14 protein-coding genes and 2 pseudogenes are annotated in these 14,320 nt (G+C 72.6%); 9 read left to right on the top strand and 7 right to left on the bottom strand.

Going from position 1 to position 14,320, the window contains the following annotated elements:
• Window positions 1-4 precede the first annotated feature (4 nt).
• Window positions 5-1,207, top strand: coding sequence for a Gfo/Idh/MocA family oxidoreductase (locus ACFZBP_RS12255; RefSeq protein ID WP_391412328.1), 1,203 nt, complete (start codon window positions 5-7; stop codon window positions 1,205-1,207).
• A 32-nt stretch (window positions 1,208-1,239) separates the two neighbouring features.
• On the opposite strand, the gene ACFZBP_RS12260 is transcribed toward ACFZBP_RS12255, so the two are convergent.
• Together ACFZBP_RS12260 and ACFZBP_RS12265 are read right to left on the bottom strand one after the other, a co-directional pair.
• Complete coding sequence (locus ACFZBP_RS12260) at window positions 1,240-1,941, bottom strand: L,D-transpeptidase family protein (RefSeq protein WP_391412330.1); 702 nt, start codon at window positions 1,939-1,941, stop codon at window positions 1,240-1,242.
• Window positions 1,942-2,057: 116 nt separating this feature from the next.
• A complete protein-coding gene (locus tag ACFZBP_RS12265) occupies window positions 2,058-2,855 on the bottom strand; it encodes an SDR family oxidoreductase (RefSeq protein ID WP_391412332.1) in 798 nt (265 codons plus the stop codon).
• Between the two features lie 50 nt (window positions 2,856-2,905).
• Between ACFZBP_RS12265 and ACFZBP_RS12270 the strand changes: the two genes are divergently transcribed.
• Window positions 2,906-3,454 carry a hypothetical protein gene (locus tag ACFZBP_RS12270; protein WP_391412334.1) on the top strand — a complete coding sequence of 183 codons (549 nt, stop codon included), beginning with the start codon at window positions 2,906-2,908 and terminating at the stop codon, window positions 3,452-3,454.
• Here ACFZBP_RS12270 and ACFZBP_RS12275 read toward each other — a convergent pair.
• From ACFZBP_RS12275 to ACFZBP_RS12285, 3 genes are all read right to left on the bottom strand, one after another.
• Window positions 3,445-4,359, bottom strand: coding sequence for an SDR family oxidoreductase (locus ACFZBP_RS12275; protein ID WP_383443045.1), 915 nt, complete (start codon window positions 4,357-4,359; stop codon window positions 3,445-3,447). The two genes, ACFZBP_RS12270 and ACFZBP_RS12275, sit on opposite strands and share 10 nt — an antisense overlap.
• Before the next feature lie 126 nt (window positions 4,360-4,485).
• On the bottom strand, window positions 4,486-5,115 hold the full coding sequence (locus ACFZBP_RS12280) for an MBL fold metallo-hydrolase (protein WP_383443042.1): 630 nt from the start codon (window positions 5,113-5,115) through the stop codon (window positions 4,486-4,488).
• Window positions 5,115-6,203, bottom strand: coding sequence for an S-(hydroxymethyl)mycothiol dehydrogenase (locus ACFZBP_RS12285; protein ID WP_391412337.1), 1,089 nt, complete (start codon window positions 6,201-6,203; stop codon window positions 5,115-5,117). The genes ACFZBP_RS12280 and ACFZBP_RS12285 overlap by 1 nt, the downstream gene beginning before the upstream one ends.
• Before the next feature lie 216 nt (window positions 6,204-6,419).
• On the opposite strand from ACFZBP_RS12285, the pseudogene ACFZBP_RS12290 reads away from it, so the two are divergent.
• From ACFZBP_RS12290 to ACFZBP_RS12300, 3 genes and pseudogenes are all read left to right on the top strand, one after another.
• Window positions 6,420-7,757 (top strand): annotated as a pseudogene (locus tag ACFZBP_RS12290) (rhodanese-like domain-containing protein); the annotation flags it as partial.
• A 27-nt stretch (window positions 7,758-7,784) separates the two neighbouring features.
• A pseudogene (locus tag ACFZBP_RS12295) lies at window positions 7,785-8,099 on the top strand (rhodanese-like domain-containing protein); the annotation flags it as partial.
• Window positions 8,096-8,845, top strand: coding sequence for a TSUP family transporter (locus ACFZBP_RS12300; RefSeq protein ID WP_391412339.1), 750 nt, complete (start codon window positions 8,096-8,098; stop codon window positions 8,843-8,845). The pseudogene ACFZBP_RS12295 and the gene ACFZBP_RS12300, both read left to right, overlap by 4 nt.
• Window positions 8,846-8,881: 36 nt before the next feature.
• Here the strand turns inward: ACFZBP_RS12300 and ACFZBP_RS12305 are convergent, their stop codons facing one another.
• Window positions 8,882-9,169 (bottom strand): metal-sensitive transcriptional regulator, encoded by a 288-nt coding sequence (locus ACFZBP_RS12305; RefSeq protein WP_383444073.1) that lies wholly within the window; start codon window positions 9,167-9,169, stop codon window positions 8,882-8,884.
• Between the two features lie 74 nt (window positions 9,170-9,243).
• Here ACFZBP_RS12305 and ACFZBP_RS12310 point away from each other — a divergent pair, with 74 nt between their 5' ends.
• On the top strand, window positions 9,244-9,867 hold the full coding sequence (locus ACFZBP_RS12310) for a rhodanese-like domain-containing protein (RefSeq protein ID WP_391412341.1): 624 nt from the start codon (window positions 9,244-9,246) through the stop codon (window positions 9,865-9,867).
• Here ACFZBP_RS12310 and ACFZBP_RS12315 read toward each other — a convergent pair.
• The gene (locus tag ACFZBP_RS12315) at window positions 9,860-10,459 is read right to left on the bottom strand and encodes a transketolase (RefSeq protein ID WP_383443033.1); all 600 of its coding nucleotides are present in this window, start codon (window positions 10,457-10,459) and stop codon (window positions 9,860-9,862) included. The genes ACFZBP_RS12310 and ACFZBP_RS12315 overlap by 8 nt on opposite strands.
• Window positions 10,460-10,715: 256 nt before the next feature.
• On the opposite strand from ACFZBP_RS12315, the gene ACFZBP_RS12320 reads away from it, so the two are divergent.
• Genes ACFZBP_RS12320 through ACFZBP_RS12330 form a run of 3 tightly spaced genes read left to right on the top strand, consistent with a single transcriptional unit; the run spans window position 10,716 to window position 14,316 of the window.
• A complete protein-coding gene (locus ACFZBP_RS12320) occupies window positions 10,716-11,486 on the top strand; it encodes an isopentenyl transferase family protein (RefSeq protein ID WP_391412344.1) in 771 nt (256 codons plus the stop codon).
• Entirely contained in the window at window positions 11,483-12,796 is a 1,314-nt protein-coding gene (locus ACFZBP_RS12325) for an FAD-binding protein (protein ID WP_391412346.1), read from the top strand. The genes ACFZBP_RS12320 and ACFZBP_RS12325 overlap by 4 nt, the downstream gene beginning before the upstream one ends.
• A complete protein-coding gene (locus tag ACFZBP_RS12330) occupies window positions 12,787-14,316 on the top strand; it encodes a TIGR00730 family Rossman fold protein (RefSeq protein ID WP_391412349.1) in 1,530 nt (509 codons plus the stop codon). Before ACFZBP_RS12325 ends, ACFZBP_RS12330 begins: the two co-directional genes overlap by 10 nt.
• Window positions 14,317-14,320 lie beyond the last annotated feature (4 nt).

Here is a 14,320-nt window from a genome sequence, read left to right on the forward strand (position 1 = left end):
CTCCATGACGTTCTCCCTCGGCATCGTCGGCGCCGGCCAGTTCTCCGGCCAGTTCGCCACGTTGTTCCAGGCCCACCCCGGTGTCAGCGACGTGTACGTCACCGATCTGCTGCCCGAGCGGGCCGAGCAGCTCGCGGGCGCGCAGGGACTGGCCGGCACCTTCCCCTCGTACGAGGCGATGCTGGAGTCGAAGGCCGTCGACGCGGTCGCGATCTTCACCCAGCGCTGGACTCACGGCCCGCTGGTGCTCCAGGGCCTGAACGCCGGCAAGCACGTGTACTCCGCGGTCCCCATGGCGATCACCACCGAAGAGATCGCGGCGATCATCGACGCCGTCAAGGCGACCGGTCTGACCTACATGATGGGCGAGACCAGCGAGTACAACCCGGCGACGGTGCACGCCCGCAACCAGATCGCGGAGGGCGCCTTCGGGCGGCTCTTCTACGCCGAGGGCGACTACGTCCACGACATGGACCTGGGGTTCTATGAGGCGTACCAGTACAGCGGCGGCGACAACTGGAAGGCGACCGCCTCCTATCCCCCGCTGCTGTACCCGACCCACGCGGTGGGCGGGGTGCTGGGGGCCTGGCGGACGCACGCGGTGAGCGTGTCGGCGATCGGGGTCGTGGACGACCGCGGCGACGGCGTCTTCGACAAGTCCGTCAGCCAGTTCGGCAACGACGTCTCCAACGCGACCGCGCTGTTCGAGGTCGCGGGCGGCGGCTCGTTCCGTACGAACGAGTTCCGGCGGGTCGGCTACCCGTCGCACATACGGGAGTCGCGGTTCCGGTTCTTCGGCACCGAGGCGAGCATGGAGCAGCTGGCCACGGTGGCCCTGTGGCAGGACAAGAAGGGCGTCAAGGACATCAGCGAACTGCTGGAGCCCAAGCCCACCATGGCTCCTGACGACCCGTCGCTGCAGCACATCGCGCCGGAGCTGCGGGCTGCCTTCACCTCGGGTTCGGCGCCGGTGCACGACCGGTCCCGGCTGCCCCGGGAGTTCGACAACCTGCACAACGGTCACGAGGGCAGCCACCACTTCCTGGTGGACGACTTCGTGACCGCGGTCAACTGCCGCACCCTGCCGTCCGTGAACGCGTGGGTGGCGGCCCGCTACACCCTGCCGGGCATCGTCGCGCACGAGTCGGCGCGGCAGGGCGGGGTCAGGCTGGAGATCCCGGACTTCGGGGACGCCCCCGAGGCGTGACGTTCCTGCCCGAGCCGGGTGCCTGGGGCTGCTCAGGTGCCCGGCTTGCGGCCGTACACGTAGACGTCGTCGCCGTTCTTCAGCAGCGACCAGTACTTCTTCGCGTCGGTCTTGGTCATGTTCACACAGCCGTGCGAGCCCGGCGGGTTCCACATGCTGACGCCGACCGAGTGGAAGGCCTGGCCGCCGTCGAAGAACTGGGAGTAGGGCATCGGCACGTGGTAGATGCTCGACACGTGGTCGATGTTCCGGAAGTAGATCTTCTTCAGGCCGGTGCGCGTCTCGTAGCCGTTGCGGCCGGTGCGGACCGGGACCGGGCCGTAGACCAGTTTCCTGCCGTCCTGGATCCAGCTCAGCTGGAGCGTGAGGTTCACACAGGCGATGCGGCCCTTGTTGACGGGGCACTTGCCGTCCTTGTTGGGGTTGCTGCCGACGGCCTTCTGCTTCAGCATCAGGTCCATCACGCCCCAGGTCACCGGGCCCGCGTAGCCGGCGTTCGGGGTGATGCCGTGCTTGGTCTGGAAGGCCTGGATGGCCTTGCAGTCGGCGGTGGACTGCTTGCCGTCGACCGGTCGGCCGAGGAACTTCTCGACCTTCTTCTGGTACGGCCCGGTCTGGGTCGTGCAGCTGGGCGCGGCCTGCGCCGGCGCGGCGCCGAGCGTCAGAGCGAGCGGTGCGACGAGTCCTGACGTGATGCCGAGTGCGACGGCGCGCCGTCTGCGTATGTCCCCCATGGCCGGGCTCTCCCTTGCGTGGTTGCGTGGACTTCTGCCAGGTAGACCGGTGTGCGGGGGGTTCGGTTGTGGCCGTGGCCGGGCCGTGACCGAACGGTGAAATTTCGCCAGGGTCCTCAGGCGTCGCCGGAGCGCCGGACCGCCGCCCGGAAGCCGGTGTGGACGGCGGTGAGGCCGCCGTCGACGGTGAGGGTGGTGCCGGTGATCCAGGCCGCGTCCCGGGACGCCAGGAAGGCGACCGCCGCGGCGATGTCCTCGGGTTCGCCGACCCGGCCCAGCGGATACAGGGGCCGGATCGCGTCGAGCTCCGTCTCCCGCCCCTCCCAGGCCGAGGTGCGGACCGTGCCCGGCGTCACCAGGTTCACCCGGACCCCGCGGGCGGCGGCGTGGCCGGCGAGGGTACGGGTGAGGGAGCCGAGGCCGGCTTTGGCGGCGCTGTAGGCGTGGTTGCCGAAGTCCTGGAGGGCGTTGACGGAGCCGATGTTCACGATGGCGCCGTGGCCGGTGGCGGCCAGGTGCGGAAGGGCGGCACGGCAGCAGCGGTGGGTGCCGGTCAGGGTGACGTCCAGGTCGCGGGCCCAGGCGTCGTCAGAGCCGTCCTCGAAGAGCGGGGCGTCGGGTGTGCAGGAGGCGGCGCTGTTGACCAGGACGTCGAGGGAGCCGAAGGTGTCGACAGCGTGGGCGACGGCCGCCTCGACGGACGCGCGGTCGGCGACGTCGCAGGCCAGCGCCTCCGCCACGAGCCCGTGTCCACGGAGCCGGGCCGCCGTCCGCTCGGCCTCACGGCCGTCCCGGTCCGTCACCAGGACGCGCGCCCCTTCCTCGGCGAGGCGGCGTGCGGTGGCGGCGCCGATGCCGCGCGCCGCGCCGGTGATCAGGACTGCGTACTCCGCGAAGCGCGTGGGGTCCGTCATGGACCGAACCGTAGTGCCGGGACGATCATCAGGGCAGATAGCGTGCGTCCATGTCCGTGTTCATGCAGCAACTCCCCGCACTCATCGGCGTCGTGATCGGCGCGCTCGGTTCCTATCTGGTGGTGGTGCGGGGCGACCAGATGAGGTTCCGGCGGGAGCAGGCGGCGCGCTGGGAGGAGCGGCGGCTGGCCGTGTACTCCGACTACGCGCGGTCGGTGAAGCAGACGATCACGCTGGCGTACCGGGTGGCCGCCGGGCTCGGCCACGGGACGCACCCGGATCCCCTCACCCTCGACGAGGCCAGACCGCTGCTCGCCGAGGCGAACTTCACGAGGGACCCGTCGGGTGAGGCGCTGATCATGCTGGGCAGCCGCGACGTGGTGGAGAAGGGGCGGGCCTGGGTGGTGACCGCCATGGAGATGGAGCGGTTCGTCCGCGAGTCCGAGCAGGACACGGCGGCCTGGCGGGCACTGCTGGACGAGCAGCGCGCCGGACGCGAGGCCTACTACGCGGCCGTGCGGGAGGACCTCGGCCTGCCGCCCGGCCACTCGGCGCGCTGGCCGATCCGCCCGGCCGACCCCGTCCCGCCTCAGCGATAGCCGCTCGTGTCCGCCGGCTTCCCCGCGTCCTGGACCTCGACGAGGTAGCGCCAGGCGTCGGGGCGGCTGCCGTCGAGGTCGGTGAAGCCGTAGACCTGTGCGAGCTGCCCGCTGGAGAGGGACTCGCCGTTCCAGCGGGCCACGTCGGGGTCGGCGGCAAGGGCGGCGACGGCGCGGCCCACGTAGCGCGGGGTCTCGGAGATGGCGAAGTGCGGGACGCGTTCGAGGGCGTCGCGCCAGTTGTCCTCGCGCACCTCGAACGCGTCGAGCATCATCTCCGAGCGCAGCCAGCCCGGGGTCAGCGCGACGGCGGTGGCGCCGCGCGGCCCGAGTTCATGGCCGAGAGAGAAGGCCATGCGCAGGACGGACGCCTTGGCGAGGTCGTAGAAGAACGAGTTCCGGTAGTTGTCGCGGTTGTAGTCCGCCGTGCCGTCGGTCATCTCGACCACCAGTCCGCCCGGCCGGCGCAGGAGCAGGGGCAGGGCGTGGTGGCTGGTGATGGCGTGGGTCTCGACGGCGAGCCGGAGCAGCCGTAGGCCGTTGTCGAGGTCGTGTTCCCAGACGGGGCTGTCCCAGGCGAAGAGCTTCTCGCCGCCCCAGACGTCGTTGACGAGGACGTCGAGGCGGCCCTGTTCGTCCGCGACGCGGTCGACGAGGGTGCGGACCTGGGCCGGGTCGAGATGGTCGGTGGGTACGGCGATGCCGTGGCCGCCCGCCTCGGTGACCAGGTCGGCGGTGTCCTCGATCGTCTCCGGGCGGTCGTACTCCGAGCGCCGGGCACGCGTGCTGCGTCCCGTCACATAGACGGTGGCCCCGGCCGCCCCCAGCTCCACGGCGATGCCGCGTCCGGCTCCCCGTGTCGCCCCGGCGACCAGTGCGACCTTGCCCTTGAGCGGCTGTGACATGTCCGGCCTCCCGTGCCCTCGTGTGCGGTGTCGTCATCAAGGGTGCCGGGAAAGCCGGACATCTTCTGTCGTCTTTTCCGGTGGGTGCCGCCTTTCGCGGCGGGGGTCACCCGACCGGGCCCGGCCTCAGTGGCCCCGGTCGATCCACTCCTGGAGGTGGGGTGCCTCGGCGCCGATGGTGGTGGGATCGCCGTGGCCGGTGAGGACCCTGGTGTCGGGCGGGAGGGCGAGGAGGCGGGTGCGGATGGAGTCGATGATCGTCGGGAAGTGGGAGTAGGAGCGGCCGGTGGCGCCGGGGCCGCCCTGGAAGAGGGTGTCGCCGGTGAAGACGACGCCGAGGCCGGGGTCGTGCAGGCACACCGCGCCCGGGGCGTGCCCCGGCGTGTGCAGGACGGTCAGGTCGGCGCCCGCGGCCTCGATGATCTGGCCGTCCACGAGGTGGGCGTCGGGGTCGCGGTCCGGATGGGTCTGCTTCCACAGCGGCAGGTCGTCCGGGTGGAGCCAGATGGTGGCGCCGGTGCGGTCGGCCAGGGCGGGCGCGGCGTCGATGTGGTCGTTGTGGGCGTGGGTGCACACGATCGCGGTGAGACGCCGGTCGCCGACGGCCTCGGCGATGGCGTCGGCGTCATGGGCGGCGTCGATGACGATCACCTCGCGGTCGTCGCCGACGAGCCACACGTTGTTGTCGACGTCCCAGGTGCCGCCGTCGAGCGTGAACTGCCCGGAGGTGACGAGTCGTTCGATGCGGGCGGCCATCAGAGCATCACCACCGAGCGCAGGACGTCGCCGTGGTGCATGCGCTCGAACGCCTTCTCCACCTCGTCGAGCTGGATCGTCTCGGTCACGAACGCCGCCAGGTCCAGGCGGCCCTGCAGATGCAGGTCGATCAGCATCGGGAAGTCCCGGGAGGGCAGACAGTCGCCGTACCAGGACGACTTCAGCGCGCCGCCGCGGCCGAAGACGTCCAGCAGCGGCAGCTCCAGCTTCATCTCCGGGGTGGGGACGCCCACCAGGACGACCGTGCCGGCCAGGTCACGGGCGTAGAAGGCCTGTTGGTAGGTCTCCGGGCGGCCCACCGCCTCGATCACCACGTCCGCGCCGAACCCGCCGGTCAGCTCGCGGATCGCCTCGACGGGGTCGGTCCGGCGTGAGTTGACCGTGTGGGTGGCGCCCATGGTGCGGGCCTTGTCCAGCTTGCGGTCGTCGATGTCCACGGCGATGATCCGCGCCGCGCCCGCCAGGTTCGATCCGGCGATCGCCGCGTCGCCGACGCCGCCGCAGCCGATCACCGCGACCGTGTCGCCCCGGCCGACGTTGCCGGTGTTGAGGGCGGCGCCGATTCCGGCCATCACGCCGCAGCCCAGCAGACCGGCCACCTGCGGGGCGACCGAGGCGTCGACCTTGGTGCACTGTCCGGCCGCGACCAGCGTCTTCTCCGCGAAGGCGCCGATACCGAGCGCGGGTGAGAGTTCCTGGCCGGTCGAGGCCAGGGTCATCCGCTGCTTCGCGTTGTGGGTGTCGAAGCAGTACCAGGGCCGCCCGCGCAGACAGGCCCGGCATGTCCCGCACACCGCACGCCAGTTGAGGATCACGAAGTCACCGGGCGCGACGTCCGTGACGCCGTCGCCGACCGACTCCACCACACCGGCCGCCTCGTGCCCCAGCAGGAAGGGGAAGTCGTCGCTGATGCCGCCCTGCTTGTAGTGCAGGTCGGTGTGGCAGACCCCGCAGGCCTGGATCTGTACGACGGCCTCGCCCGGCCCCGGGTCCGGCACGACGATCGTCTCCACGCGCACGGCCTCGTCCTTGCCCGGTGCGATCACGCCCCGTACTTCCTGCGCCATGGTGCTGAACCCTTTCCTCGGCGGCTCTCCGTCCACTTCCGACCCTAGACGTGACTGATCGGTAAAGGCGCCGAGCGACGACCTTCACATCCGCTTCCGGCCATCCTCCAGAGATACCCCCCGGGGTACACTGCTACTGTGGTCATATACCCCCGGGGGTAATTTCCTCCCAGGGATACGGGATCTCACAGGCTTCACCAGGAGAGGAGTGCCGCCGTGTACTTCGTCGACACCATCGATGTGCCTGGGCTGGGCAACCGCGGCTATCTGGCGGGCGGCGCGCACAGCGCCGTGGTGGTCGATCCGCCCAGGGACATCGATCGGGTGATCACGGCCGCCACGCTGCGGGGCGTACGGATCACCCGGGTCGTCGAGACCCATGTGCACAACGACTACGTGACCGGCGGCCTGGAGCTCGCCCGGCTCACCGGGGCCGCCTATCTGGTCCCGGCCGCGGCGCGGGTCGGCTACGAGCGGGTGCCGGTCGCCGACGGGGACCGTACGGAGATCGACGAGGGCCTGGTGCTGCACGCCCTGGCCACTCCCGGGCACACCCCGCACCACACCTCGTACGTCCTTAAGGAGGCGGGACACGCCGTGGCCGTGTTCACCGGCGGTTCGCTGCTGATCGGCACCGTGGGGCGGCCCGACCTGGTCGAACCCCGGCTGACGGAGCACCTGGCGCGGGCGCAGTACGACTCGGCGCACCGGCTGGCCGCCGAGCTGCCGGACGAGACGGCGGTCCTGCCGACGCACGGCTTCGGCAGCTTCTGCTCCGCCACCCAGGCCGCGGGCGGGGACACGACGACGATCGGGCGTGAGCGCGCCGTCAACGAGGCCCTGGTGAGGGACGTCCACGCGTTCGTCGCCGACCTGCTCGCCGGCCTCGACGACGTCCCGGCGTACTACACCCACATGGGCCCGGTGAACGCCGAGGGTCCGGCTCCCGTGGACCTGACGCCGCCCCGACCGGCCGACGCCGAGGAGATCGCGGCGCGGCTGGCCGCCGGGGAGTGGGTGGTGGATCTGCGCAATCGGGTCGCGTTCGCCGAGGGGCATGTCGCCGGGTCGTTCAACTTCGAGGCGGAGGGGCAGCTCGCCGTCTATCTGGCCTGGCTGCTGCCGTGGGACAAGCCGGTCACGCTGCTCGCCGGGACAATGGCCCAACTGGCCGACGCACAGCGGGAACTCGTCCGCGTCGGCATCGACCGGCCGGTCGCCGCGGCGACCGGCTCCCCGGCCGACTGGACCCGCCCGGGCGACCGGCCCCGCTCCTTCCCGCGCGGCACCTTCGCCGAACTGGCCGCGCAGGACGGCGTGGTGATCCTGGACGTGCGGCGGGACTCCGAGCGTGCCGGCGGGCACATCAGGGGGTCGGTGCACATACCGGTGCACCAACTGCGCGACCGTCTCACGGAGATACCGGACGGCATCGTGTGGGTGCACTGCGCCGGCGGGATGCGGGCGGCCATCGCCGCCTCGCTGCTCGACGCGGTGGGACGGGACGTCGTCGCGGTCGACGACGGGTTCGCGGCGGCGCGCGACGCCGGTCTCCCGATGGCCCGCCTCACTCCGGCCGAGGCCCGGGCGCGGGCGGACGCCGGAGCCGTCCTCGTGGACGTCCGCGAGCCCGAGGAATGGGCCACGGGGCACGCTCCGGGCGCCGTCCTCGCGCCGCTCTCCGCGCTGACGGCCGGTCAGCCGCTGCCGCGGGCCGCGCAGGGCCGCCCCGTCGTCGCGATCTGCCGCTCCGGCAAGCGCTCCCGCGAGGCCGCGGCGCTGCTCACGGCGCGCGGCACGGACGTGGTGGACGTCGTCGGCGGCATGCGGGCCTGGGCCCAGGCGGGGCTTCCGGTGGTGACGGAGTCCTGTACCACCCCCAGTGACCCCGCGTGAGCACGCTCGTCCTGGGCCTGTTCGCCGGTGGCGTCACGGGGCTCTCGCTCGGTGCGCTGGGCGGCGGCGGCAGTGTGCTGGCGGTACCGGCGCTGATGTACCTGCTCGGCTTCACGCCCGCCGCCGCGGCCACCGCGAGTCTGGTCGTCGTCGCCGTCACCTCGGTCACCGCGCTCGGCGCGCACGCCCGGGCGGGCACGGTGCGCTGGCGTGCCGGGGCGCTGTTCGCGGCGGCGGGGCTGCTGCCGGCGGCGGTCGGCGGCGCGGTCTCCGGACTGCTGCCCGCGGGGGTGCTCACCGGGGCGTTCGCGGTGACCGCGGCCGTCGCCGCGCTGCGCATGCTCCGCCCTTCGGCCGCCGTACGGCACGAGGACGCGCCGGCGCGTCCGGGACGGGTCGTCCCCGCCGGGGCCGGGCTCGGTGCCGTGACCGGGGTTTTGGGCGTGGGCGGCGGATTCCTGGCCGTACCGGCGCTGGTGAGCGTGGTGGGGCTGCGGATGCGGGCCGCCGTCGGCACCAGTCTGCTGGTCATCACCGTCAACTCGCTGGTGGCGCTCGCCGCCCGGGCGGGTTCGGCCGCGAGTGTCGACTGGGCCGCCGTCGGGCCGTTCGCCGCGGCCGCGGTGCTCGGCGCGTGGGACGGGAAGCGGCTCGCCGGGAAGGTCTCCGGCGGCACGCTGCAGCGGATCTTCGCGTACGTCCTGCTGGCGGTGGCCCTGTTCATGCTGGCCGACGCCGTCGTATGACGGCCGCGCGCCTCCGCGACGCCCGGTCCGGGGCTGCTACGCCAGCGACAGGAACAGCTTCTCCAGCCGTGCCTTCATCTGCCCCGCCGTCTCGCCGTCCCGCCGGCCCTGCTCGACGTCGGTGAGGCACTGCTGCAACCCGGTCGCGATGATCGCGAAGCCGGCCCGGTCCAGGGCGCGGGAGGCGGCGGCGAGCTGAGTGACGACGTCCTCGCAGTCGCGGCCCTCCTCGATCATCTTGATCACTCCGGAGATCTGCCCCTGCGCCCGACGCAACCGGTTCAGCACCGACTTGAGGTCGTCGCCCTCGAACTGCAACTCCACGATCACTCCCCTGCTTACCCCGCTACATACCCTTGGGGGTATTTTACCTCCGCTCCGGAAAGGATCTCATTCCCATGACACCACCCCACGGCTCCCTGGCCCTCGACGTCGACGAGGCCCACGCCCGCCTGACCGCCTCGACCGACTCGACCGACCTGACCGATCTGACCGTCGTCGACGTCCGCACGCCGGGCGAGTACGCCGCCGGTCATCTGCCGGGCGCGCTGAACATCCCGCTGGACCGTCTCGACAGCGCCCTGCCTGCACTGCGCCGGCTCCCCGGCGGGCAGCTGCTGGTGGTGTGCGCCTCCGGGGCCCGCTCGCAGAACGCGTGTCGCGTCCTCGCGGAGCACGGGATCCTGGCCATGACCCTCACGGGCGGCACCCAGGGCTGGGCGCGACGCGGGCACGAGCTGAGCCGGCCGACGTCGAGCCCGCGCGCCACCTGGTCCATGGAACGCCAGGTCCGCTTCACCGCGGGCTCGATCGTCCTGCTCGGTCTCGGTCTCGGACTGCTGCGCCCGGCCTGGCAGTTGCTGTCCGCCGGTGTCGCGGGCGGCCTCGTCTTCTCGGCGCTCAGCAACACCTGCGGCATGGCCGCCCTGCTGGCGAAGCTGCCGCACAACCGCCCTCGCCCCGCCGACCTCGAGGCGACCCTGGCCGCCCTGGCGCGGCGCGGTCAGGCGCCGGTCACCTGAGGAAGTCCCGTACGGCCCGGGCGACGACGTCCTCGTCCAGGCCGTCCGCGCCGCCCAGCGGCAGCAGTCGGTGCGGTACGTGGACCAGGGTCTCGGCGACGTGCCGGGCCGACAGTCCGGGCAGCCCGGGCTCGACGAGCACCACGTCGGCGTGGGCGGCGGCCAGTACGGCGGTGCGCAGGCCGACCTCGTCGAAGGGCCGGACGGTGGCGGCGTAGAGCACGGCCAGGTCGAGGCCGGCCGTGGCGCGCAGCACCGGGTCGAGGGTGGCGCCGACGGCGAGGACGACGCCGTCGAGGCCTTCCCGGACGAGTTCGAAGCCCTCCGACAGGCCGTGCGGTTCGGCGTTGGAGTCGCCGGACAGATGGACGAAGGCCCGCTCGCCGCGCTCCACGGCGGACCGGATCGCGCGCCGCACCTCGTCCGGATGGCCAGGGACGTGGACGGTCCAGCGGGGGTCGGTGGCGAAGCGCGCCAGTTCCTCCACGGCGCCGTATCCGATGAGGACGGTGCCGGTGCCGGGCCCGGCGGTGCCGTCGGGGCGGACGGCGGGCAGGGTGTCGGTGACGGCCCGGAGCATGTCGGGGTGCATGGAAAATCCTCCTCGGAACGGGTTCCGCGAGACGTCAAGAATTCGTTAAGAATGAATTCGACGTCCACTCACATGGCCGTGGATTCCCCGGAGTTACCGCCTCCAGCACGCTGTGCGTGAATCTTTAACAACCGCAAAGGAACGTGGTCGTCTCTTTGCCCGGTCCGGGTATTTCCCAGGGTGTTCCCGTGCGCCGTGCTGCGTAACTTGGCAGTGGTCTTTCCCGTTGCCGAAAGCGGAGGGGGAACATCCCGCCATGGTCGAGAACGAAACGCCTCCCGGGGTCCGCCCGTTGGTCCATCTGATCGCGGGGCCGACCGGAGTCGGGAAGAGCGCGGCCGCCACCGACCTGGCCCGCGCCACCGGCGCCCCGATCGTCGTGGCCGACCGCCTGCAATGCTTCACCGACCTCGCCACCACCAGCGCCCGCGCCGGTGCGGACGTGCCGGGGGTGCGGCGCCACTGGCTCGGGGACCGGACGTTCGCCGACGGCGACCTGCCCGCGGGCCAGGCCGCCGACGCGCTCGTCGAACTCGTCCAACTGCTCGCCGGTCAGCACCGGTTGGTCATCGTCGAGGGTGGCTCGATCTCGCTGCTGCGGGTGCTGTGCGCGCGTCGTGCACTGCTCAACTGGCGGCTGACGGCCCGTCTTCTGCCGCTGCCCGAGTACGACACGTATCTCGCCGCCCTCACCCGCCGGGCCCGGGAGATGCTCACGCCGGGCCGCTGCGGGCCGGGGCTGCTCCAGGAGCTGGCCGCGCTCTGGCGCGATCCGGGCAAGCGGCGGCTGGCCGCCTCCGTCAACGGGTTCGAGGCCGTGCTCGAATGCTGCGCCAAATACTCCATTGATGCCGGGACCGTCGACGAACGGGAAATCCCCGAACACGTCCTGCGCCGGATGGCCGCGCTCATCGCCCTACGGCATGCCGAGCACGGCATTCTCCAGCATCGCGTGTTCGCCGAGATTTTCGCGAACGGCACGACGGTCCCCGCATTCGACTTCGGCCAGCTGGAGCGTGTGGCATGACGGGCGCATCCGGGGTGAAGGAAGCCTCCACTGATTTCGGCCATATCGTCGCTTCCTCTCCGCTCGGCGTGGTCACCGCCCGCTCCACCGCCGACGTACGGGAACTCGTCTCCTTCGCCGGCCCGCACGGGCTGCCGGTCTCCGCGCGCGGCGCCGGTCAGGCCCTGTACGGGCAGGGGCAGGCGCACGGCGGCTACGTCGTCGACATGTCGGCCCTCGACGACGTGCGCTGTGCCGCGGGCGAGCGAACGCTGAGCGCGGGGGCCGGCGCGCTGTGGCGCGATGTGGTGCGGGCCGCGCTGGCGGCGGGGCTCACCCCGCCGGTACTGCCCGACCACCTCGGCGGCAGCGTCGGCGGGCTGCTGAGCACGGGTGGCTTCGGCGGCTCCAGCCATCGCCGCGGCCTGGTCGCGGACTGGGTACGGGAGTTGGAGGTCGTCACCGGCACCGGTGAACGGCTGGTCTGCGCCGCCGACCGGCGTGCGGACCTCTTCCACGCGGTCCTGGCGGGCCTCGGCCAGTGCGCCCTGATCGTCCGCGCCACCCTCGCGCTGGTGCCCGCGCCGACCCACGTCCGCCGCTACCGCCTCTATCACGACGCCCCGGGCACGTATCTCACCGACCAGCGGCGGCTGGCCCGCGACGGCCGCTTCAGCCACGTCGCGGGCCAGGCGCGGCCGGTGCTCGGCGGGGGCTGGCAGTACATGATCGAGGCGGTCGTGCCGTACGACGGCGGGCCTCCGGCCGACGACGAGCCGCTGATCGGCGACCTGGACCACGACCCGGACACCGAGGAGATCGCGGACCTGTCGTACGCCGAGTACGTGCACCGGCTGGACCGCGACGAGCGGCTGCTGCGCGCCACCGGCGAGTGGGACCGCCCGCACCCCTGGCTGACCCTGCTGCTGCCGGAGGCGGCGGTGGCCTCCTTCGTCCCGGCCGTGCTCGCCGAGGACGCCCAGCGGGGACTGCGCTGCTGCGGCACGGTCCAGCTCCGTCCGCTGTCGGCCCGCACGCTGCGGGCCCCGCTGCTGCGCCGGCCAGAGGGCGAGCTCCTGTGCCTGCTGGCCCTGATGCGCACGGCGCCGCCGGCCGCGCCGGACGTCGTCCGCCGTATGGTCGCGGCCAACCGGGCCCTGTACGAGCGGGCCAGGGCCGTCGGCGGCGTCCTCCACCCGGTCGGCGCGCTGCCCATGGCGCCCGGCGACTGGCGCGCCCACTTCGGCCCCCGCTGGCCCGAACTGCTCCGCGCCAAGGACCAGTACGACCCGCGGCACATCCTGACCAGGGGGTACGGCCTGTGGACCTGAACTCCGTGCGGGCCGTGACCGTCTTCTGCGGCGCCTCCCCCGGCCGCCGCCCCGACCATCTGCGCACCGCCGCCGAACTCGGCCGCGCCCTCGCCGGAGCGGGCCTCGGGCTGGTCTACGGCGGTGCGCGCACCGGGCTCATGGGGGCCGTCGCCGACGGGGCGCTGACCGCCGGCGGCACGGTCACCGGAGTGGTGCCGCGCGGGATGCTGCCCTACGAGGTCGCCCACCCGGGACTCACCGACCTCGTCGTGGTGGCCGACATGCATGAGCGCAAGGCGCGGATGGCCGCGGAGGGTGACGCGTTCGTGGCGCTGCCGGGCGGGCTGGGTACGGCGGAGGAGTTGCTGGAGGTGCTGACCTGGGCGCAACTGCACCTGCACGGCAAACCGTGTCTGCTGCTCGACCCGTCCGGCTTCTACCGTCCGTTGCTGTCCTTCCTGGAGCACGCGCGGGACGAGGGCTTTCTGCACGCCGGGGATCTGGAGCGGATCGTGGTGTGCGGCTCGGCCGAGGAGGTGGTGGCACGGCTGACCCGGCCGCGGAGGGCGCCCGGGCCGGCGGTGGCCGCCGTGCCGGTGCCCCGGGGGCGGGTCGCGTTCCTGTTCTCGGCGTCCGGGTCGCAGCAGCCGGGCATGGGGCGCGAACTGTACGGCTGCTCCCCGGTGTTCGCCGACGCGCTGGACGAGGTGTGCGGGCTGCTCGACCCGTATGTCGACGTACCGCTGCGGGACGTGATGTTCGCCGAGGCCGGGACGCCCGCCGCCGCCCTGCTCGACCGGGTCGCGTTCGGGTATCCGGCGATCTTCGCGGTGCAGATCGCGCAGTACCGGCTGCTGGAGAGTCAGGGGGTGCGCCCGGACGTGCTGTTCGGCTATTCGGCCGGGCACATGGCCGCCGCGCACACGGCCGGTGTGTTCTCGCTGCCGGACGCCTGCCGTGCGGTCGGCGCGCTGGCCCGGCTGGCGGACGCGCTGCCGAAGACGGGGGGCATGGCGGCCGTGGAGGCGTCGCCCGAGGAACTGAGTCCGGGGCCGGGCGCGGTGATCGCGGCGGTCAACGGCCCGAGGTCGGTGGTCGTGTCGGGGGACCGGGCGGCCGTACGGCGGATCTGCGAGGAGTGGACGGACCGCGGTCGCCGTACCCATGTGCTCCGCCTGGACGTGGCACCCCACTCCCCGCACTTCGACGCCCTGCTGGACGACTACCGCCGTGCCCTGGAACCACTCGACCTGCGACCCCCGCGGCTGCCCCTGCTCTGCGACACCACCGCCGAGCCGCTCGGGACCGAGGCCACCTCACCGGACTTCTGGGCGCGGGCGATGTGCGCTCCGGTCCGCTTCTGGGACGCCGTCGGCCGACTGCGAGGCGACGGAGTGACGGTCTGTGTGGAGCTCGGCCCGGGCGACGTCCTGACCCGCATGCTGGACGACTGTCTGCCCGAGGGGGCCGAACGGCCCCTGACGCTCGCCGTGGCACGGAACTGGCAGGCTCCGCGGGCGGAGGCCGACGTAGCCTGAAGGC

It is taken from the genome of Streptomyces sp. NPDC008086, assembly GCF_042957325.1.
Lineage (GTDB): Bacteria > Actinomycetota > Actinomycetes > Streptomycetales > Streptomycetaceae > Streptomyces.

What these genes read in the sequence shown, in the direction of transcription:
- ACFZBP_RS12255 (WP_391412328.1), top strand. Translation starts at nt 5, where the DNA reads ATGACGTTCTCCCTCGGCATCGTCGGCGCCGGCCAGTTCTCCGGCCAG.
- ACFZBP_RS12260 (WP_391412330.1), bottom strand. Translation starts at nt 1,941, where the DNA reads ATGGGGGACATACGCAGACGGCGCGCCGTCGCACTCGGCATCACGTCA.
- ACFZBP_RS12265 (WP_391412332.1), bottom strand. Translation starts at nt 2,855, where the DNA reads ATGACGGACCCCACGCGCTTCGCGGAGTACGCAGTCCTGATCACCGGC.
- ACFZBP_RS12270 (WP_391412334.1), top strand. Translation starts at nt 2,906, where the DNA reads ATGTCCGTGTTCATGCAGCAACTCCCCGCACTCATCGGCGTCGTGATC.
- ACFZBP_RS12275 (WP_383443045.1), bottom strand. Translation starts at nt 4,359, where the DNA reads ATGTCACAGCCGCTCAAGGGCAAGGTCGCACTGGTCGCCGGGGCGACA.
- ACFZBP_RS12280 (WP_383443042.1), bottom strand. Translation starts at nt 5,115, where the DNA reads ATGGCCGCCCGCATCGAACGACTCGTCACCTCCGGGCAGTTCACGCTC.
- ACFZBP_RS12285 (WP_391412337.1), bottom strand. Translation starts at nt 6,203, where the DNA reads ATGGCGCAGGAAGTACGGGGCGTGATCGCACCGGGCAAGGACGAGGCC.
- ACFZBP_RS12310 (WP_391412341.1), top strand. Translation starts at nt 9,244, where the DNA reads ATGACACCACCCCACGGCTCCCTGGCCCTCGACGTCGACGAGGCCCAC.
- ACFZBP_RS12315 (WP_383443033.1), bottom strand. Translation starts at nt 10,459, where the DNA reads ATGCACCCCGACATGCTCCGGGCCGTCACCGACACCCTGCCCGCCGTC.
- ACFZBP_RS12320 (WP_391412344.1), top strand. Translation starts at nt 10,716, where the DNA reads ATGGTCGAGAACGAAACGCCTCCCGGGGTCCGCCCGTTGGTCCATCTG.
- ACFZBP_RS12325 (WP_391412346.1), top strand. Translation starts at nt 11,483, where the DNA reads ATGACGGGCGCATCCGGGGTGAAGGAAGCCTCCACTGATTTCGGCCAT.